Source organism: Streptosporangium sp. NPDC051022, from assembly GCF_040683035.1.
GTDB lineage: Bacteria > Actinomycetota > Actinomycetes > Streptosporangiales > Streptosporangiaceae > Streptosporangium.
In genome coordinates, this window is record NZ_JBFBCF010000024.1 from 81,233 (window position 1) to 101,058 (window position 19,826).

At 70.8% G+C, this 19,826-nt stretch carries 16 protein-coding genes; 9 read left to right on the top strand and 7 right to left on the bottom strand.

The genetic code is table 11. The features are described 5' to 3' along the window. Window positions 1–55 precede the first annotated feature (55 nt). From AB0N02_RS32125 to AB0N02_RS32145, 5 genes are read left to right on the top strand one after another with little or no spacing between them, the layout of a single operon-like run. Entirely contained in the window at window positions 56–1,702 is a 1,647-nt protein-coding gene (locus tag AB0N02_RS32125; protein WP_363954056.1) for an ABC transporter substrate-binding protein, read from the top strand. Further along, window positions 1,699–3,918 carry a S9 family peptidase gene (locus AB0N02_RS32130; RefSeq protein WP_363954058.1) on the top strand — a complete coding sequence of 740 codons (2,220 nt, stop codon included), beginning with the start codon at window positions 1,699–1,701 and terminating at the stop codon, window positions 3,916–3,918. The genes AB0N02_RS32125 and AB0N02_RS32130 overlap by 4 nt, the downstream gene beginning before the upstream one ends. Then, window positions 3,918–4,880, top strand: coding sequence for an ABC transporter permease (locus AB0N02_RS32135; RefSeq protein WP_363954060.1), 963 nt, complete (start codon window positions 3,918–3,920; stop codon window positions 4,878–4,880). The genes AB0N02_RS32130 and AB0N02_RS32135 overlap by 1 nt, the downstream gene beginning before the upstream one ends. After that, complete coding sequence (locus AB0N02_RS32140; protein WP_363954062.1) at window positions 4,877–5,722, top strand: ABC transporter permease; 846 nt, start codon at window positions 4,877–4,879, stop codon at window positions 5,720–5,722. The genes AB0N02_RS32135 and AB0N02_RS32140 overlap by 4 nt, the downstream gene beginning before the upstream one ends. 1 nt (window position 5,723) lies before the next feature. Then, a complete protein-coding gene (locus AB0N02_RS32145; RefSeq protein ID WP_363954064.1) occupies window positions 5,724–7,556 on the top strand; it encodes an ABC transporter ATP-binding protein in 1,833 nt (610 codons plus the stop codon). 569 nt (window positions 7,557–8,125) lie between these two features. Here the strand turns inward: AB0N02_RS32145 and AB0N02_RS32150 are convergent. Together AB0N02_RS32150 and AB0N02_RS32155 are read right to left on the bottom strand one after the other, a co-directional pair. Continuing rightward, a complete protein-coding gene (locus AB0N02_RS32150; RefSeq protein WP_363954174.1) occupies window positions 8,126–8,512 on the bottom strand; it encodes an RNHCP domain-containing protein in 387 nt (128 codons plus the stop codon). Window positions 8,513–8,717: 205 nt separating this feature from the next. After that, the gene (locus AB0N02_RS32155) at window positions 8,718–9,695 is read right to left on the bottom strand and encodes a helix-turn-helix domain-containing protein (protein ID WP_363954066.1); all 978 of its coding nucleotides are present in this window, start codon (window positions 9,693–9,695) and stop codon (window positions 8,718–8,720) included. Window positions 9,696–9,766: 71 nt separating this feature from the next. Between AB0N02_RS32155 and AB0N02_RS32160 the strand changes: the two genes are divergently transcribed. Continuing rightward, window positions 9,767–11,047 carry an MFS transporter gene (locus tag AB0N02_RS32160; RefSeq protein WP_363954068.1) on the top strand — a complete coding sequence of 427 codons (1,281 nt, stop codon included), beginning with the start codon at window positions 9,767–9,769 and terminating at the stop codon, window positions 11,045–11,047. A gap of 18 nt (window positions 11,048–11,065) precedes the next feature. Here the strand turns inward: AB0N02_RS32160 and AB0N02_RS32165 are convergent, their stop codons facing one another. After that, window positions 11,066–11,638: a hypothetical protein gene (locus AB0N02_RS32165; protein WP_363954070.1), complete on the bottom strand. Its 573-nt coding sequence runs from the start codon at window positions 11,636–11,638 to the stop codon at window positions 11,066–11,068. Window positions 11,639–12,256: 618 nt separating this feature from the next. On the opposite strand from AB0N02_RS32165, the gene AB0N02_RS32170 reads away from it, so the two are divergent. Beyond that, complete coding sequence (locus AB0N02_RS32170) at window positions 12,257–12,931, top strand: helix-turn-helix domain-containing protein (RefSeq protein WP_363954072.1); 675 nt, start codon at window positions 12,257–12,259, stop codon at window positions 12,929–12,931. Window positions 12,932–13,019: 88 nt separating this feature from the next. Here AB0N02_RS32170 and AB0N02_RS32175 read toward each other — a convergent pair whose 3' ends face one another. The 3 genes from AB0N02_RS32175 to AB0N02_RS32185 all read right to left on the bottom strand — a co-directional run bounded on the left by AB0N02_RS32175 (window position 13,020) and on the right by AB0N02_RS32185 (window position 15,588). Further along, window positions 13,020–13,241 (bottom strand): helix-turn-helix transcriptional regulator, encoded by a 222-nt coding sequence (locus AB0N02_RS32175; RefSeq protein ID WP_363954074.1) that lies wholly within the window; start codon window positions 13,239–13,241, stop codon window positions 13,020–13,022. After that, window positions 13,241–13,732 (bottom strand): DUF2975 domain-containing protein, encoded by a 492-nt coding sequence (locus tag AB0N02_RS32180; RefSeq protein WP_363954076.1) that lies wholly within the window; start codon window positions 13,730–13,732, stop codon window positions 13,241–13,243. The genes AB0N02_RS32175 and AB0N02_RS32180 overlap by 1 nt, the downstream gene beginning before the upstream one ends. Before the next feature lie 308 nt (window positions 13,733–14,040). Further along, window positions 14,041–15,588 (bottom strand): alpha/beta hydrolase, encoded by a 1,548-nt coding sequence (locus tag AB0N02_RS32185; protein ID WP_363954078.1) that lies wholly within the window; start codon window positions 15,586–15,588, stop codon window positions 14,041–14,043. A 1,511-nt stretch (window positions 15,589–17,099) separates the two neighbouring features. On the opposite strand from AB0N02_RS32185, the gene AB0N02_RS32190 reads away from it, so the two are divergent. Beyond that, entirely contained in the window at window positions 17,100–17,504 is a 405-nt protein-coding gene (locus AB0N02_RS32190; RefSeq protein ID WP_363954080.1) for a RidA family protein, read from the top strand. Window positions 17,505–17,597: 93 nt separating this feature from the next. On the opposite strand, the gene AB0N02_RS32195 is transcribed toward AB0N02_RS32190, so the two are convergent. Further along, entirely contained in the window at window positions 17,598–18,113 is a 516-nt protein-coding gene (locus AB0N02_RS32195; RefSeq protein WP_363954082.1) for an SMI1/KNR4 family protein, read from the bottom strand. Window positions 18,114–18,390: 277 nt separating this feature from the next. On the opposite strand from AB0N02_RS32195, the gene AB0N02_RS32200 reads away from it, so the two are divergent. Next, the gene (locus AB0N02_RS32200; protein WP_363954084.1) at window positions 18,391–19,821 is read left to right on the top strand and encodes an amidase family protein; all 1,431 of its coding nucleotides are present in this window, start codon (window positions 18,391–18,393) and stop codon (window positions 19,819–19,821) included. Window positions 19,822–19,826: the final 5 nt, after the last annotated feature.

A 19,826-nucleotide genomic window follows, 5' to 3' on the forward strand; every position in this document is an offset into this window, starting at 1 on the left:
ATGGTAGACGCAGCAGCTAGACAGACTGGCTGACCGCACGAAAGTAGGGTCCCCCGTGGCCGATCTCCCCAACGTCGCCCTCACCCGGCGTTCCCTCCTGAGGTCCATCGCCATCGTGGGTGGCCTGGCGGCGGTTCCCGGCCTCGTCGCCGCGTGCGGCTCGACCGCCCCGGCCGGTTCCACGAAGGACGCCGGCGGCACGGCCAAGTCCCTCGACCTCCTCAGGGTCGCGCTGCCCTCCTCGATCGGCTCGCTGGACGCGAGCAAGGAGGCGGGCATCATGAACTACGTGGTCGCCCTCCTGTGCCAGGAGGCGCTCGTCGGGGTCGGCCAGGACGGAAGCCTCCAGCCCTCCCTCGCCGAGTCGTGGGAGCGGAAGGACCCGAAGACCTACGTCTACAAGATCCGCTCCGGGGTGACCTTCGCCGACGGGACGCCGCTGACCGCCGACGACGTCGTGGCCAGCCTCGACCTGCACGCGAAGAAGGGCTCGACCTCGGCCTTCGCCTACGCGTACGCCAACGTGGACAAGATCGAGGCCAGTGGCCCCGCCGAGGTCACGATCACGCTGAAGGAGCCGGACGCGTCCTTCGCCTGGACGCCCTCGCCGGGCACCCTGCTGGTCACCAGCAGGAAGTTCATCGAGGCCACCGGCAAGGACATCGGCACCCCCGCCGGGAAGATCCTGGGCACCGGACCGTACAAGGTGACCGAGTTCGCGCCCGACTCGCACGTGACGATGGAGCGCAACGACGCGTGGTGGGGCGGCAAGGCGCCGTACCGACAGATCAGGCTGGACTTCATCCCCGAGGAGTCCACCCGGCTGCTCGCCATGCGCGGCGGCTCGGTCGACGTCGCGCTGAACGTCCCCGCCGAGCAGATCGACCAGTGGAAGGCGATCTCCGGCGTCGACCTGAAGACGGCCAGCGACCGCTCCCTGGTCACGCTCGCCTTCAACACCGCCAAGAAGCCGTGGAACGACATCCACGTCCGCAAGGCGGTCGCCCACGCGGTCGACCGCGAGGGCATCGTGCGCAGCATCCTGCGCGGCCACGGCCAGGTCGCCACGACCATCCCCGACCCCGCGCAGTGGGGCGGCGTGCTCGACGAGGCCGGGGTCAAGAGCCTGTACGACGGCATCCCGCAGTACGGCTTCGACCTCGCCAAGGCCAAGGCCGAGCTCGCCCAGTCGTCGGTCCCGAACGGGTTCAGCGACGTGCTGACCTACCCGGGCAGCGGTCCCCAGCTCGGCAAGGCGGCGCTCACCCTCGCGGAGAACCTCAAGACCATCGGGATCACCCTGGAGGTCAAGGAGATCCCGCTGGAGCAGTGGATCGCCGAGCTCGGCAAGCACTCCTCCGGCATCTACCTCGGCTGGTACTTCGCCACCACGGGTGACCCGTCCGAGTACATCCAGCAGCTGCTCAACGGCGCCTACGTCGGCGAGAACGGCTCCAACATCGCCGAGTACGCCAACGCCGAGGTGACCGGCCTGCTCGACGACGCCAAGAAGGGCACCGACGACGCGACCAGGGGCAAGCTGCTCGGCGACGCGCTGGTCAAGGCCGCCGCCGACGTCCCCTACCAGCCGCTGTGGTGGGGCGAGGCGGCGACCGCGTTCGGTCCGAAGATCGGCGCCGGGGAGTTCGGCCCCTACTTCTTCGTCGGCCCCTGGGCCGCCAAGCTCTCAGCCCGCTCGTGACCACCTCACCGCGGGCGCGGGCCGCTTCCCCGGACACCGCGCCGCTTGACCCCGCGCCGCTTGACCCCGCGCCGCTTGACCCCGCGCCGCTTGACCCCGCGCCGCCGGGCCTCGTCTCTCCCGGCACCGGTCCGGCACCGGCCCGGGAGACGGGAACAGGGACGAAGACGGAGACGGCGGCGGGGCTGCGGGCGCACGCGGCACTGGCGACCCTGCGCGTGCCCGACGCCGTCGCGCTGCACCCCGAGGGCGGCCGTGTCGCCTGCCTCCTGCCGCTGTCCGACGCCGGACCCGTCGCGCACGTGCTCGACCTGGCGAAGGGCGACCTGACGAGGAGCGGCACGGAGACAGGGCCGGAGACAGGGCCGGAGACGGGGCCGGAGACGGGCGGGGGCGGCGTGCCGGTCCCCGTGCCGGAGATCCCCGGGCGCTGGCACGCGTTCACGCGCTGGCTGCCCGACGGGCGGCTGCTCCTCGCCTCCGGGGAGGGGCAGGATCTCGACCACGTCGAGGTCCGCTCCGGTGACGACCTTCTCCCGATCTGGCGGGTCAGGGCGGACGGGGAGATCGAGGACCTGGTCGCGGGCGACGACGGCACCGTTCTCGTACGGCTCGCCGACCCCGGCAGCGAACGCGACGGCAGCCACCTCGGCCTCCGGGTCGTCGACCGCTCCGACCCCTTCGTCAGGACGCCCGGCGGGCACCTCCGGCGGCTCGCGTGGGCCGAGATCGGCGACGACTCCCTGCGCCCCATCCCGCTGACGGGCCTGACCGTGTGGGACGCCGACTGGCGTGACGGCGTCGCGCTGGCCGTGACCTCGGCGGACGAGACGCCCGCCGGATACTACCGGCCGGCCCTCGACCTGATCGACCGCGAGAGCGGCGAGACCAGGACGCTCCTGCGCACCTCCTGGCAGCTCAGCCGCCCCCGGCTGGCCCCGGGAGGACGCGCGGCCGTCGTGGTCGAGGGGCTGTCCATCGTCTCCGGCCGGATCCTCCACGTCGACCTGGACGGCGGCGAGGTGACACGGCTGAGCGCCGTCGACGACGTCACCGACCTGGGCTGGCTGGACGAGCACACCCTGTGGTTCACCGGCTGGTCGGGCACCGGCACGCACGGCGGCACACTGACCGCCGACGGCCGGGTGCTGAGCCGCTGGACGGCCTGGGGCACCCTGGGCGGGCGCGACGGGCAGCCGTCGCTGTCGGCCGACCGCACGGGCACGCTCGCCGCGGCCGTCTGGGAGACGGCGGAACGGCCGCCGGAGATCGCGGTGGCCGGGGTCGCCGAGGGCGGGTGGCGTCAGGTCACCGGGCTCAACGAGGGGCTCGCGGGGCTGGCCGTACACCAGGAGGAGGTGACCTGGACCGGGCCCGGCGGGCTCGTCGTCCAGGGCCTGCTGCTGACGCCGGTGGGACGCGGTGCCGGTACTCGCGGTGGCGCGTCCGGCGGTGCCCGTGGAAGCGCTTCGGGCGGCGGTGCCGTACCGGACGACGGCCGGGGGCGGGCGTTGCCGCTCGTCGTCATCGCGCACGGCGGGCCGACCTGGCTGTGGTCCAGTTCCTTCGCGCCCGCCGAGTCCGACCAGCTGGCGGTACCGCTGGTGCACGCGGGCGCGGCCGTACTGCTGCCCAACCCCAGGGGCAGCAGCGGGCGCGGCCAGGACTACGCGCGCCGCGTCATCGGGCACGTCGGCGAGGAGGACCTCGGAGACGTCCTGGCGGGGGTGGACCACCTCGTCGCGAGCGGGGTCGCCGACCCGGACCGCGTGGCCGTGCTCGGGCTGAGCTACGGCGGCTACCTCAGCGCGTGGGCGGTGACCCGCACCGACCGGTTCCGGGCCGCGGTGGTGATGTCCGGTGTCACCGACTGGCTCAGCTTCGCCACCGCCAGCAACCTCGCCGGTGGCTACGATCCGCTCTACCACCGGGGCGCCGACATCGCCACGCCCGAGGGCAGGGAGTTCCTCGCCGCTCGCTCGCCGGTCTGCCACGCCGCGGCCGTCACCACCCCGACGCTGATCCTGCACGGCGCCGAGGACCGCACGACCCCCGTCGGACAGGCCGAGCAGCTCTATCGTGCCTGGTCGACGGCCGGCGTCAGGACTCAGCTCGTCGTCTACCCTCGGGAGGGCCACGAGCTGACCGAACCGGAGCACCGCCGTGACGCGGCGGAGCGGACGGTCGCCTGGCTGGCGGAGAACGGGGTGCTGTGATGGACCGGCGGAGCTGGGGCGCGTTCCTGCTGCGCAGGCTCGGAGGCACCGCCGTCGTCGTGCTGCTGCTGTCGATCGGCGTGTTCGGCCTGCTCTACCTCGCTCCGGGATCGGTGCAGCAGACCCTGCTCGGCACCCGTCCCGCCACACCGGAGACCATCGCCGCGATCCAGGCCCGCTACCACCTCAACGATCCGCTGCCGGTGCAGTACCTGAGCTGGCTCGGCGGCGTCCTGCGCGGCGACCTCGGCACCTCCATCAGGACCGGGGCCCCGGTCGCCGACATGATCGGCGAACGGCTCCCGCTCACCCTGGCGCTCACCGGGTACGGCACGCTGCTGTCACTGCTGGCCGGGATCCCGCTCGGCGTGGCGGGCGCCCTGCGGCGGGGCCGGGCGACCGACCGGCTCGTGGTCACCGCCGGGGTGGTCGGGCTGAGCGCCCCGCCGTTCGCCGTCGGACTGCTGTTGCTCGTGGTCTTCGCCGCCTGGCTCGGCTGGTTCCCCGTCTACGGCACCGGTGAGAGTCTCGTCGACCAGATCTGGCACCTGACGCTGCCCGCGGCCGCGCTGGCCGTCGGCGCCGTCGGCATGCTCGTCCGCTTCAGCAGAGCCGCGCTCATCCGCGAGCTGGACCAGGACTACGTGGTGTTCGCCAGGGCGCGCGGCCTCGGCGCCGCCACCGTCCTCGGCTACGCGCTGCGCAACTCGCTCGTCCCGATCCTCACCGCGTCCGGGCTCATCGTGACCGGCATGCTGGCCGGGACCGTGCTGGTCGAGGTGACGTTCGCGCTGCCCGGTCTCGGGTCCCTGCTCGTCGACTCGGTCACCTTCAAGGACGTCCCGGCCGTCCAGGCGCTCGCGCTGCTGCTCACCCTGCTCATCGCCGCCGTCAACCTCCTGGTCGACGTCGGCTACTCGGCCGTCGACCCGAGGGTCAGGCTCGGCGGGAGGACATCGTGACGCGTTCGTCCACGGGCCTGAGAAGAGTGTCGTCGCGCCCGCCGATCAGCGTGGCCGTCGCGCTGGCCGTCCTCGTCGCGGTGGCCGTCGCCGCGGCCTTCGCGCCCTGGATCGTGCCGGAGGCGACCGCACAGGACCTCATGCTGGGCATCAGCGGTCCGGGCTCCGGCCACCCGCTCGGCACCGACGACCTCGGCCGCGACGTGCTGGAACTGCTGGTCGCCGGTGCCCGTACGGCGGTGCCCGGCGCCCTGTGCGTCGCCGCCGGGTCGATGCTCATCGGCAACCTCGTCGGCCTGCCCGCCGGATACCTCGGCGGCTGGACAGACGCGCTGGCCATGCGCTGGGCGGACCTGATGTTCTCGCTGCCCGCGCTCCTGGTCGCGATCGTCGTGGCCGGAGTGCTGGGCGGCGGGTACGGCCTGGCCATCGCCGTACTGGTGGTGCTGTTCGCGCCGACCGACACCCGGGTGGTGCGGGGGGCCGTGCTCGAACAGCGGCACCGGCCGTACGTGGAGGCGGCGCAGATGAAGAACCTCTCCGCGTGGCGGATCATGACGAGGCACGTCTGGCCGAACATCGCCCCGGTGGCGCTGGCCAACGCCTTCCTCAACTTCGCCTACGCGCTGGTCTCGCTGGCGTCGCTGTCCTTCCTCGGCCTGGGCGTGCCCGCGGGCTCACCCGACTGGGGGCGAACGCTGTCGGACAACCGCACCCAGTTCCTCGCCAACCCCTGGACGGTGATCGCCCCCGGTCTGGCCATCATCGCCACGGCCGCCGCGCTCAACATCGTGGGCGACTGGCTGTACGAGCGCGTCGACCGGCGCGGAAGGGCACGCTGAGATGGCATCGACAGCCGGGGGAACCGCGGGGATCGGGGGAGCCCGGGAAATCGGGAGTGCCGGGAAGGCCGGGGGCGTCGGGGGCATCGGGGTCGAGGGACTCACGGTGCGGCAGCCCGCCACCGGGCGGACCCTGCTGTCCGACGTCTCCTTCACGGTCGCGCCCGGCGAGTCCGTCGCGATCGTCGGCGAGTCCGGCTCGGGTAAGTCGCTCACGGTCAGGGCCATGCTCGGGCTGCTGCCCCGGGGCCTGGAGGCCGACGGGCGGGTGGACATCGACGGCGTGCGGGTCGACGACGACCCGCGCACCCGCGCCCGGCAGCGCGGCGGAGTGGTCTCCCTCCTCATGCAGGACCCGTTCACCCTGCTCAACCCGTTGCGCAGGGTCGGGCGGCAGATCGCGGACGGGCTGCCGAAGGGGGCGGACCCGAAGGTCGAGGTGCCCCGGCTGCTGGCCGAGGTCGGCCTGCCCGGGGACGTGGCCGGGCGCTACCCCTTCCAGCTGTCCGGCGGCATGCGGCAGCGCGTCGGGCTGGCCGCCGCGCTCGCGGGCGGCCCCCGGGTGCTGGTCGCCGACGAGCCGACGACCGCGCTCGACGCCACCACCCAGCGGGAGGTGCTCGCCCTCGTCCGGCGCGTCCAGCGCGAGCGGGACATGGCGTTCGTGCTCATCACCCACGACCTGCGCCTGGCGTTCTCCACCTGCGACCGGGTCGTGGTGATGTACGCGGGGCGGATCATGGAGGTCGGCGGGGCGGCGGCCGTACGGGACGAGCAGCTCCACCCCTACACCCGGGCCCTGCTGGCGGCCGAGCCACCCGCCGACCGGAGGCTGGCCGTGATCCCGGCCGTTCCCGGCTCCGTGCCCGCCCACGACGCCGTGGCCGGCCGGTGCGCCTTCGCCGACCGCTGCTCCCTCGCGGTGGCCGAGTGCCGGGCCGCGCGGCCGGTGCCCGTGGCCGTACGGCCGGCCCGCGAGTCGGCCTGCCTGCGGGCCGCCGACCTGCCCGCCCAGGCCGCGCCCGCGCCGGGTGTCACGCCGCCCGCGCCGGTCGAGGCCGACCCCGTGCTTGAGGTGCGTGACCTGCGCAGGACGTTCGCCGGAGCCGTCCGTCCGGCTCTCGACGGGGTGAGCATCTCCATCGCCCCGGGGGAGGTGGTCGGCGTGGTCGGCGAGTCCGGATCGGGCAAGACCACACTCGCCCGCTGCGTCGCCGGGCTGGAGCGCCCCGACACGGGCACGATCCTGCTCGGCGGAGCCGACTGCTCCGACTACGGCACACTGAGCCGTACGGCGGTGCGCCAGGCCCGGCGCACCGCGCAGATGATCTTCCAGGATCCCTACTCGACGCTCAACCCGGCCCGCACCATCGGAGCGGCCCTGGCCGAGGCACTGCGCGCGGACGGCCGCCCGGCCGCCTCCGGCGACGTCACCCGGCTGCTGGAGTCGGTCGGTCTGAGCCGCGACATGGCCGGGATGCGTCCCGCCGGTCTGTCAGGAGGGGAACGTCAGCGGGTCGCCATCGCCCGCGCCATCGCGGGCGAGCCCCGTCTGCTGATCTGCGACGAGCCCGTTTCGGCGTTGGATGTCTCGGTGCAGGCGCAGATCCTCGGTCTCCTGGCCGAGCTGCGGGAACGGCTGTCCATGGCGATGCTGTTCATCACCCACGACCTGGCCGTGGTCCGTCAGATCGCGGACCGGCTGTACGTGCTGGAGGCCGGTCGGTGCGTGGAGACCGGGTCCGCCGACCGGGTCCTCGACGCGCCCGCTCATGCCTACACCCGGACCTTGCTGGCCAGTGTCCCTGATGGCTCTCCGGGGTGGCTTGGTTAGGTCTGGTCCGGTCCGGGGTGCGCTGCGGTGGGTGGTTCGGTCCGGGGTGCGCTGCGGTGGGTGGTTCGGCTGGGGGCGCGCGGGGGTGGGTGGGGGTCCGGTTTTCCGGGTTCGCGCGGAGGTGGGTGGGTGGTCCGGCCGGCCGTCGTTGGTTGCGGTCTGGTGCTTCAGGCCTTCGGCCTGGCGGGCGCGGTGGTTTCGGTCCTTTTATACGCCGTCCGGACCACCCACCCACCTCCGCGCACGCCCTGCCTCGCCGTACGGCCTGCGGACCGTAGTCGCTCCCTTTCCCGCTGCCCAGGGTGCTCGGGGAGGCTGAAGCGATCGGGAGGGGTTTGTTCAGCGGGATCGCCGCAGCTGAAGCCTCACTTTCGAAAGGAGCGCAGGGCTGAGGTGGAAAGCTGCGCCCCCTTAAGAAGGGCCTTCCCGCCCGTGGGGCGGCAGCTTCGGTGGGACGGCTGTTGCCCACCCGGTCCGGTGGGGAGGTTTCGAGGTGTGGCGGGGCGGGCTGGGAGGGCCGTGGAGCCGCGGCCCAGCCTGCCCCGTTCGGCGGGCTCTGGGAAGCCGTCTCAGAGCTGGGCGAAGTAGTCCAGCGGGAACGGCGGGCGTGCCAGTGGCGCGACGGCCAGCCGCATCAAAGTGAGCGGATTGTCGTCACCGGCGACGCGGTTGGCGTTGAGCGTGCCGCACGCCGTACAGCGGTGGATGATCGCCCACTCGCCGTCCTGGCGCGCATGGATGGCGATCGGCGCCATGCCTGAGGCGCAGTCGGCGGCTCTGTCGCCTGGAGTGTTGTCCAGGTGCCTGGACCACAGGCAGGTGGGACAGTGGTTGCGGTGCGCGGTGCCCGGCGCGTCGGTGGGCACGTCGAGGCGGCAGTTGACACAGCGGAAGGAACTGACGCGGGCGCGATGGCGTGGCAGATGGCGTGACAATGGAGGAGCTCCAGACGAAATGGGTGGCGAGTCGGCTGACCGTGCCGTCGCAACCCACGCGGGATCACCCCCGCCGGAGCCTCCGGTGGGGACGTCGACCCGCTCGAGGGCGCACGACGGCGTCCTCGGTGCCCACGGCCATCAACATCCCCCCTTGTCTGCTCGGAATCAGTCAAACAATCCCCCGCGCCAGAAGCAATCGGTTTAACTCGACCGCCCGTGACCTTCAGCGGAAGGAGCGGCGGTAGGCGGCCGGGGTGGTGCGCAGGGCGGTGTGGAAGCGGCGGCGGAGGTTGACCGCCGAGGAGAGGCCGACACGGGTGGCGATGGTCTCGACGGGCAGGTCGGTCTCCTCCAGCAGGGCGCGGGTGGCGGCCAGGCGGCGTTCCAGCAGCCAGCGGGCGGGTGGGACGCCGAGCTGGTCGGCGAACTGGCGGGTGAGGGTGCGGGGGGAGACGCCCGAGTAGGCGGCCATGTCCTCGACGGTGATCTGGTCGGGCAGGCGCGAGAGGAGCCATTCGAGCAGGGGGGCCAGGGAGTCCGGCATGGGGCCGGTGGTGGGGAGGGGAGGGTACTGGCGCTGGCAGCCCTCGCGGTGCGGACCGGCGGCGAGCTGGCGGCCGATGCGCATGGCATGGGCCGCGCCGTACTCCTGGAAGACCTGGTGAAGGCAGAGGTCGAGGGTGGCGGCCGAGGCTCCGGCGGTGGCGACGTCGCCGTGATCGACGTAGATGACGGTGTCGTCGGGGATGACGCGGGGGTGGCGGGCGGCGAGTTCGCCGGAGAGTTCCCAGTGGACGGAGGCGCGGCGACCGTCCAGGAGGCCCAGGGCGGCCGGGATGAAGATTCCGGCGCAGACGGCAACGATGCGGACGCCTCGGGCATGGGCTTGGGACACGGAGTGGAGTACGGCGGGCGAGGGAGCGAGGGTCCAGCTCCAGCCCGCGATGACCACGGTGTCGGCGTCGTCGATGGCTTCGAGGCCGTTGTCCACCTGGATGGGGACGCCGAGGGTGGTGGGGAGGGAACCGGGGTGTTCGGCGCACAGGCTGAAGCTGTAATGCTGGGGGATGTCGGAGCCGTGGTAGCCGAAGACGGCTGAGGCGGAGGTGACCGGGTAGAGCTCCTGTTTCGGGGCGACCAGGGCGACCACGCGATGCGGGCTGGGGGGCGTCGGGGGCGTTTCCGGGCAATCCAGGGGCATGGCGCAAATGTACCCAATGATGTCATTTGGGACACCGGTGCTCTGATCTGGAAAAATCCAGAATTGGGCTCATGTGGACGAGGAACTTCACCCTCTACTTCGGGGCCCGTACGATCTCGCTGCTCGGTGACGCGATGATGCCCGTCGCCTCGGCGCTGGCGATCGGGAAAGTCTACGGGATCGCGGGCGTCGGCTACGTGCTCGCGATCTGGACCGCGTCGGCTGTGCTGGTCATGTTGTTCGGCGGGGTCGTCGCCGACCGGATCGGCGCCCGGCGCTTGATGATCGGCGCGGACGCGCTCAGGGTCGTCACCCAGGGGTGCGTGGCTGTCGCCTTCCTGGACGGTGCTCCGCCGCTCGCCCTGTTGCTGGCGATGGCGTTCCTGTCAGGCATAGGCGCCGGGACGTTCGAACCGTGCGTCAACGGCATGGTCCCCCTGGTCGCCAAAGATCCGCAGCGGGCCAACGCGACGCTGAAGATCGCTGAGGCGGTCACCCAGCTGGCGGGTCCCGCGCTGGCCGGAGTCCTCATCGTCGTCGCCGGGCCGGTCTTCGTCTACACGACGGACGCCGCGACGTTCCTGGTCAGCGGGGTGTGCCTGCTGCTGGTCCGGGTCGCCGTACCCAGGCCGGAGCCCTCCAACGTGCTGAGTGACCTGCGCAGGGGCTGGGAGGAGTTCAAGGCCAGGAGCTGGATGTGGTCGGTCATCCTGGTCTGGGTGTTCTGGGGCGTTCTGGTGGTCGGGCCGTACGTGCCGCTGTCGTCGCAGGTCATCGGGGCCGACTACGGCTGGGTGATGGCGGCGCTCGGCTTCGGCACCGTGCTGGGCGGGCTGGTGGCGATCAGGCTCAGGCCGCACAGGCCGCTGGTGGCCGGGGCGACGGCGCTGAGCGGGTACGTGGCGGTTCCGCTGACGGTCGCGCTCGGGCTGCCGCTGCCGCTGCTGATGGCCGGGCACCTGCTCGGGGGGTGCGCGCTGGCGTTCTGGTCGGTGATGTGGTCGACCAGCGTGCAGACGCAGGTCACGCCGGACGTGATGAACCGGGTCAACGCCTACCAGGTGGCCGGGTCGGTCGCGGGCATGGCGGTCGGGCAGGCGCTGGCCGGTCCGGTCACCGTGCTGGTCGAACCGCGCGCCTTCATGCTGGGGTCGGCCCTGGTGACGGTCGGCGTGGTGACGGCACTGCTGTTGATCAGGCCGGTCAGGCAACTGGGCCGGGAACCTCTCGTACCGCCGCACCTCTCGCCGCTCCAGAGTCTGGGAGAAGACCAGGTGGGGGGAGTGATGGGTGGGGAGGAGCACGAGCATGTGATCGTGCCCCTGCCGGCGCGGCACCTTACATGCCGGTAGATACCGGTGCTGCTCCGGTCAGGCGCACTGCCACAGGAAGCGGCCTTCCTGCTCGTCGGCGCTGAGGAACCCGTAGCCCACGCCGGCGTCGCCGAAGTTCAGGTGGTTGCACCACTCGCTGCACGAGTCCAACTGGAAGAAGAACGACCAGGGGCCGCCGGGAGGGTACTCCTCGTCCTGCAACCAGGCCGGTTCCCCGTACATACGGGACTCGAGGTTCTCCAGGTCACCGGGACCTTCCGGCTCCAGGTCGGCCACCACCCCGCCAGGTCCGGAGTCCCAGAGGGGAACCATCGTCGTGATGAACGACGGGACCCGGCCGGGCTGGACGATCAGCGCGTTCTTGCCCGCTTCTGGATCATAGGTCTCCGCGCACCTGTCGCACATGAACAGGTAGGCCATGCGAAACTCGTCGCCTGCCAGCCGGAACTGCCCGACGAACTCCATCGGGTTGTCCCACCGGGCACAGAGCGGCCACTGCGCTTCCCCGACCCAGTCGGGATCGCCGCCGATCCTGGTCGTGAACCTCTCTTCGGGGGCATCGGAGTCCCTGAAGAACATGACATACGAGGGGTTGTCATCCGTGATCACGCGGACACCGTATTAGCCGCCGGTGACACATTCGAGGCATGTCGAGCTCGCGCTGCGGTGGGTGGGTGGTTCGGCTGTTTCCAGGTTCGCGCTGTGGTGGGTGGGTGGTCCGGCCAGCCGTCGTTGGTTGCTTTCTGGTGGGTTCTGGCCTCCGGCCTGGCGGGCGCGGTGGTTTCCGTCCTTTTATACGCCGACCGGACCACCCACCCCCCTCCGCGCACTACCCGCCCCGCCGTACGGCCCGGCCGCCGTAGTCGCTCTCTTTCCCGCCGCTCAGCGTCCTGGAGGAGGCTGAAGCAATCGGGGAGGGGCCGGTTCAGGCCTGGTCGTCGTAGCTGAAGCCTCACTTTCGAAAGGAGCGCAGGGCTGAGGTCGAAAGCTGCCCCCTTAAGAAGGGCCTCCCCACCCGTGGGGCGCCGGCTTCGGTGGACCGCCTGTTGCCCACCCGGTGCAGCGGTCCGGGCGATGTTGGTGCGGGGTCCGGGGATGTCGATGAGTGGCTCGCCTTCAACAGATATTGTACTGATACCAGTATTGGCATCAGTCTAAATATGTTACGGTGCCAATATGGGTATCAGCGTAGACGGCACTGACCAACCACGGCCGCAGGAAGAGACCGTGCGGTCCCGGCATGAGCGGCGGCGGCGGCAGACCAGGGAGCGGATCGCCAACACCGCGTTGGCCCTGTTCAGTGAGCGGGGGTACGACGCCGTGACCATCGCCGAGATCGCCGAGGCCGCGGACGTCGCGAAACAGACCGTTGTCAACCACTTCCCGGCCAAGGAAGACCTTCTCCTCGCCTGGCACCGTCCGGTCGAGGCCGACGTGATCGACATGATCGACCAGCTCCCCCTGGGCGTCTCGCTCCCGGAGTTCCTCAAGGAGGAGCTGCCGCGTCTGTTCGCTCACCTGCCGGAGACACCGGAGGCGCCGGATGGCGGAGATCCGAGAACCGCGGGCGATGAGCGACTCGCCAGTGTTTTCACCGTCATCCAGAACAGTCCCGCACTGCAGGACGCGTTGCGGCTGCGTGGCTCCCGTTACCAGGACGACCTGGCGGCGATCCTGTCCGACCGGGTGCCCGCGCATCTGGGGCCCGTCGCGGCGCGGGCGATCGCCGCCTTCATCCTGACCACCGTCACCGCCATGATCGCCGAGGCGGCGCGGCTACAGAGCGAAGGCCGGTTGCCGGAGCAGATCACCGCAGCTCTGAACGGCACGGTCGGCCGGGCACTCGACATCCTGCACACCGGCATCGGAGACGTCGGCGGATCGGCGGCGCCGCCCGAGTAAGAGTCGCCGGTACGATGGGCCGCCGCACTCCGGTGGCCCATCGGGGGCGTTGGATTCCGCGCCATTACTACCGGGCCCCCGGGGCACGTCATCCGCCCGCGGTGTCCTCGGTCTCCCAGCGCAGCAGGTCGCCCGGCTGGCACTTGAGTACCTCGCAGAGCGCGGCGAGAGTCGAGAAGCGCACCGCCTTGGCGCGGCCGTTCTTGAGTACCGCCAGGTTGGCGGGCGTGATCCCTACGCGGTCCGCGAGGTCGCCCACGGACATCTTCCGCCTGGCCAGCATCACGTCGATGTCGACGACGATCGGCATCAGATCACCTCGTCCAACTCGGCCTGCATCTGCGTCGCTTCGACGTCGCGCGCGACGGCCTGGACGAGCAGCATCCGCAGTACGAGCACGATGAGCGCGACCCCCAGGATGGCCAGGCCAATCCCGCCCATGATGACGGTGACGCCCGGGTCGTCCCGCTGGTCCGGCGCATTGAGGGCCGTGACCGCGAACCACAGGAGGGCAGCCGCCACGATCGCGCCGATCACGGCGTCCACGTACCGGAAGGCGGCGTGGGAGAACACGGTTCCGCGTCGCACCATCGTCACCAGCCTCCATACGCTGACCATGGCGACCTGGGCCGACACCATGCCCAGGATCGTGATCACGCGCAGCGGGGTCAGCGGGAGCGACCCGTCCTCCGGATCGCTCCCGCTGACCAACGCCCACACCATCGATGCCTGTACGAACACGGTGCCGGCGAGCACCACCACGAGCACGGCGCGAAGCGCCCGCACTGTCAGCTTTCCCATGACCCACCCTTCTATCGAGTTACGATGAAAATCTATCGAGTTTCGATAGATGGGGCAAGGGTTGGGGCGGAGGGGAGCGGCGGTTTCGCACCGTGGCCGAGGGTCGCTTGGATCTGGGCGCCGTTGGCGCCGCCTTCGCGCGGGCGGGTGGCGAGGGTGTGCCGCAGGGTGTGGGGGCGCAGGCCGGGAAGTCCGGCGTTTTCCCTGACGGCGAGGACGACCTGGGGTAGGTGCGGCCGGTCGGGTCGCCCCGGACTGAAACGTCCGGGGCGACCCGACCGATGGCGCCCCTACGGCACGCGCCGGGGTCAGAACAGGGACGGCCAACCGGGGAGGATGGGCGTCGGGATGTGGGCGGGAGGCGGTTGTGGCAGCCTGGCGGTGAGGCCGGAGGCGGGTGAGACGGCCTCGCAGCGCTTTCCGCGCGGCGGCAGCGTTCGGGAGATCAGGTAGGCGTCGAAGGTTCCGGTGGTGCAGTCGCTCCAGCCGTAGACGCCGTGGCCCCAGCCCTCATAGGTGAGCACCCTGGCGTACGGGCCGAGCTGACGGGCGAGGCCGGCGGTCCACTCATAGGGCGTGGCGGGGTCGTGCAGCGCGGTGCCCAGCAGGAGCGGGAAGCTGTCACGGACCCGCGTGGGACGCTGGGGATTGGGGATCGGCGTGGGCTGGGCCAGGCAGATGGGCGCCAGCGTGGCGGCGAGCGGACCGTACCTCATGTCGGGCGCGAGCCTGGCCGAGCGGCGCAGGTGGCCGGCGTACTCGCTGTAGCCACGGGCCCGCAGGTCGAAGTCCTGGCACAGGATCGGGAAGGGGAAGGCGGCCACCTCACCGTTCTGGTAGGGGGCGAGAACGCCGGGAGGCAGGGCGGCGCCGTTGTCGAGGTCGACCAGGAGTTGCGCGAGGAATTCCCACTGCGGGCCGTAGAACCGCAGGTGCGCCTCGCTGATCAGTGAGAGAGCCGTCACCGGGATGTCGGGGAACTCCGGGTTCCGCAGCTCGCCACGGTCGGCCTTGGCGAGCAGCCGGGTCCAGACCGCGCGTACGCCCTGCTCGTGCAACGCGCAGCTCTGCGACCGCGCGCACCAGTTCGCGAACTCGTTGAAGGAGTCCTGAGCGGCGACGGCCTCGGTGTCGAAGAACTCCTTCATGTCCAGGCTGTGATCGACGTTGCTGTCCAGCGCGAGCGCGCGCACCCGGCGTGGGTACATCTCCGCGTACTGCTGACCGAGCAGCGTGCCGTAGGACACGCCGTAGAAGGTCAGCTTCTCCTCGCCCAGGGCCGCCCTGATGGCGTCCAGGTCACGTACCACGTTGAGGGTGTTCACCTGGTCGTAGAGCGGACCGGTACGGGCCCGGCAGTCGGCGCGCAGATCGGTGATGGCCACGCGCAGCGCCTCGAACTGGGCCGCGTTCGCCGGGACCAGGTACGGCGTCCGGTTCAGCGCCTCGCCGGAGCAGACGATGGGATGGCTACGGGCCACACCACGCGGATCGAAGCCGACGATGTCGAAGCGGCGGTGGAGCTCATCGCTCAGCCAGTTGGGCCTCGCCATGACGAAGTCGACCCCGGAACCACCCGGCCCGCCGGGATTGATCAGCAGAGAGCCGACCCTGGCGGCGGGGTCGGTGGCTTTGTGCCGAGCCAGCGCCAGGTCGATCCTCGGCCCGTTCCGCCTGTTCCAGTCGATCGGTACGGACACCGTCCCGCAGTCGAAGCCGGGATTGTCCTGGCAGGGCGACCAGGCGATGGCCGAGGCGGCGGGCGGGGTCGCCGAGGCGGCGACCCCGGTGGGGATGGGGAGCAGTAAGGCGATGATGGCGAGCGCGAGGCCCAGCAGGGGAATTCTTCGTTGCACGTGTTCCTCCGAGCGGTGGGGGTTCCCGGGGGGTGTGCCAGCGCCCGGCGGAGCCCCCAAGGGCCGGACGATGGAGGTGATGCAGACCCGACCTGATGGGGACGAGTTACGTGGATCTTCCGTTAAAGGTGCCCGGGTGACAAATCTTGCTTTAGGAGGAAATATCGCGTTCTGCCGCATCGGGGTGGGGAGGCTGACCCGGTAGTCTGGCTGGGCGGTTTTCGGCTTTTTATCAGCCTCGAGACCGGATACATCCGGTCTCGGGGAGCAACACTCATAACCGCAGCTCAGCCCTATATTCGTTGGATTTTCGCCGTTTGCTACGGGAACCTCCTTAAGTCCCAATCGTGTGCGCGTGCTGCCGCCACGATCCCCTTGCTCGACAATGGCGGCGCCCCTGCTTCCGGACGCGACCGGTTCGGACGCTGGGCAGTCCGGGACGATCGCCGACTGGCGAAGAGAGCCCAAGATCTGCGGGAAGGGGCGAACTTCGTGGGGGAATACGCTCGCTCAGTTCAGGTCAGCCGCGCTGGGCACGGCCATGCACAGTCGAAACCCCGGCTTCTAGGACACCTTCGTTAGCGCAGGTCAAACGGTACTTCGTTGGAAATTTCTTCATTGCTACCGGGACCCCTGACGGCGGGCGGGGCCTGTTCATGGTCGAGCTGCTCTCGACCCGCTGGGGTGTTCACCATGACGCCGAGGCGGGCAACGCGGTGTGGTTCCACCTGGCGGACACCGCAGCCGGAAACGACCGGTGACGTGGTGCGGGAACCGCATGCCGGGTTGCTCGCCGTCCATCGGCGCCGGTCGGGTCCGCGTCACCGCTCGCCGTACCGGCGTCATGGGAGGTCACGCATGAGGTCGTGCGGGTGGGGGGTTGTGAGAGGTGCGGGTGTGGTCGTGTGGGTGGAGGGCGTCGTGGGGGGCACGCATGTGGTTGTGCGGGTGGGAGCACGTGTGTGGTCGTGCGGGTGAGGCGGAGTAATGGGTGGGCATCAGCCGTCCCAGCGAAGCTGGCGCCTCACGGGTGGGTGGGCCCTTCTTAAGGGGGCGCAGCTTTCCACCTCAGCCCTGCGCTCCTCTCGAAAGTGAGGCTTCAGCTGCGGTGATCAGCATTCGACGAACCCTTGGCGGATTGCTTCAGCCTCCATGAGGGCGATGGGCGGTGGGAGAGGGAGCGGCTACGGCGGCCGGGCCGTACGGTGCGACAGCAGTGCGCGGAGGTGGGTGGGTGGTCCGGACGGCGTATAAAGGGACCGAAACCACCGCGCCCGCCAGGCCGGAGGCCTGAATCCTCAGACCGCAACCAACGACGGCCGGCCGGACCACCCGCCCACCGCAGCGCGAACCCGGAAGCAACCAGACCCCCGCCCACCGCAGCGCGAATCCAGAAGCAACCAGACCCCCGCCCACCGCAGCGCGAATCCGGAAGCAGCCGGACCACCCGCCACAACGTGAACACACCGAACCACCCGCATCCGAACGACACAGCACAAGGAACGGATCCCATGACGTCCATCGAGTTCGGCACGCCTTCGACCCTGCCGCCCACCAACGGTTACAGCCATGTCGCGAGCATCGCTCCGGGCAGCAGGCTCGTCTGGACTTCAGGGCAGGTCCCGATCGCCGCCGACGGTACGGTGGCCGCCGCAGGGGATTGGGAGGCACAGACGCGCCAGGTCATGCACAACGTCGGGGCCGCGCTCGAAGCGGGTGGGGCGACCTGGGACGACGTGTTCAAGCTCACGATCTTCGTCGTGGACACCTCGGCGCTGGCGACCGTGCGGACCGTACGCGATGAGTTCGTCAACCTGGAGCGTCCGCCGACGAGCTCTCTCGTGCAGGTCGCGGGCCTGTTCCGTCCCGACATCCTCATCGAGATCGAAGCCGTCGCCGCCGTCCCGGTGGAATAGGACTCCTGGAGACCGTCCTATCTCTTTGCTCTGAAGGCGTTCCGGAGACTGCCCGTCATCTCCGGAACGGTGGGGGCGATGAGGGGCGCCGCGTCAGTAGCGGCAGAGGTCGTTGATGGTCTGCTCGAAGTCGGGGAACTCCTCGGCGGCGGCGGTGATCACGGCCGCCGGGGAACGGTCGCGGCCTGGAGCGAAGCGTTCCGCCAGGGGAAGCAGCGTGGGGTTCGGCCGGGCAGGGTACTCGGAGTGGTTGGCCACCTCGCTGGGCCCGATGCCGTTGGCCAGGAGCCACAGGTAGTCGGCGAGGTTCCGGGCCACGACGGCGATCTCTCCTTCGGAGCCCAGGAAGACGACGGGCTGGTCGGGGAGAGGGGCGCCGGGGCGGACGAGCCAGAAGGCGGTGTAGCCACCGGTGCCGTCCTGGCCGAAGACGCGGAAGTCGTCGCCGCTGAGGTCGTCGTTGCCGGTCCAGGCGCGGATCCAGGATGCCGTCTCCTCCGGGGAGAGGAAAGCGTCGCGGGGATCGTAGTCGATGGTGCCGTGGCTGAAGTCGATCTGGGCGATCGCGGTCAGCGCCGGAGGAAACTCGTCGTGAGGGGCGGCGGGCATGTGCGTAGGTTAGTGCCGTACGTGGATCAGCGCCGTACGTGTCAATGCCATAAGTGGATCAGCGCCGCGCGACTTGAAGCCGTACGTGGATCAGCGCCGTGTGAACCCGGGACCAATCGGACGCCATTGGCTATGGCCGCCCATCGGCCGGACGTGACAACTTCGTGAAGGCCGGAGACCCGGCGTCGCGCCCGAAGAATCGACCGCGAACGACGCCCCTGGCGGTCCGGACTCGACCAACGCACACGATTCGACCAACGCACACGTCTGGAGAAGAGTGGACACCGAAGTCTCTCGGCTTTCCGCCACGGAGGTAGCCGGACTCATCCGCACGGGCGGCCTGTCCTGCACGGAGGCCGTCAGCTCGATTCTGGACCAGGTCAGCCGGACGGACCCGGTCGTCCACGCTCTGCACACCCTCGACGCGGAGGGCGCGCTGGCACAGGCCGCGCACCTGGACCGCATCCTGCGGGACCACGGCCCGGTCGGGCCCCTGCACGGTGTGCCCGTCACCGTGAAGGACGTCGTGGCGACGCGGGGGCTTCGCACCACCTACGGTTCCGCCGCCTACCGGGATCTGGTGCCGAACCACGACGCGCCGTCGGTCACCCTCCTGCGGGACGCGGGTGTCGTCATCATCGGGAAGACGACGACACCCGAGTTCGGGCACAAGGCCGTGACCGACGGACCGCTCGGCCCCGCGACGGTGAATCCCTGGGACACCTCCAGGACCGCGGGCGGTTCCTCCGGAGGGGCCGCGGCGGCCGTCGCGTGCGGCATGGGGCCGATCGCGGTCGGCACCGACGGAGGCGGTTCGATCCGGGTGCCCGCGGCGCTGTGCGGGGTCGTCGGCATCAAGCCGACGACCGGGACCGTGCCGACGTACCCGCCCAGTGTCATCGGCCCGCTCGGGCACACCGGCCCGATCGCCCGGACGGTGCGGGACGTCGCGGTCGCGCTGGCCGTACTGCAGGGAGCCGGCCCGGCCGTGGCACCCCTGCTGGCGTCGCTGGAGCGGGCGCGCACCGAGGGGCTGCCCGGCGTACGCGTCGGTCTCTTCACCACCGTCAACGGGATCTTCGTCGAACCCGAGCTCGTACGGGCCGTCGAGGTCGCGGCGGCCGCGTTCGAGGCGCTGGGCGCGCGAGTGGAACCGGTGGAGCTGTCGGTCAGCGGGTTCGAGCAGATCTGGGACATGCTGTTCTCCGCGGGCATGGCCGCCCAGGCCCAGATCCTTCCGCCGGACTCGTGGCCCCTCCTGAGCGACAGCTTCAGGACGGTCGTCGAGTGGGCACGCGAGCAGCCGGAAGGGGAGGCGCAGCTGGCCGAGGCGCGGCGGATCCGTCTCGCACGCGAGGTATCCGCCCTGTTCGGGGGCTTCGACGTCCTGCTCGGTCCCTCGGTCTCGGTCCCGGCCTTCGAGGTCGGAATCGACGGGCCCGAGGTTCTGAACGGCACGCCCGCGGACTCGCGGGCCTGGTGGCGGCTGACGCAACTGTGGAACCTGTGCGGCCAGCCGGCGTGCTCGCTTCCGTTCGGGCGGACGGCGACCGGCCTGCCGATCGGGGTCCAGCTGATCGCCCGCGTGGGGCAGGACTTCGAGCTGCTGCGGTACGCCGCGGCGCTCGAACTGCCCTGGCCGGTCCCACCGGTCGTGTCCGGGGAGACCCGGCTACCTGCGAGTACGGGTCCGGACCCGACTCGCTAGCGTTG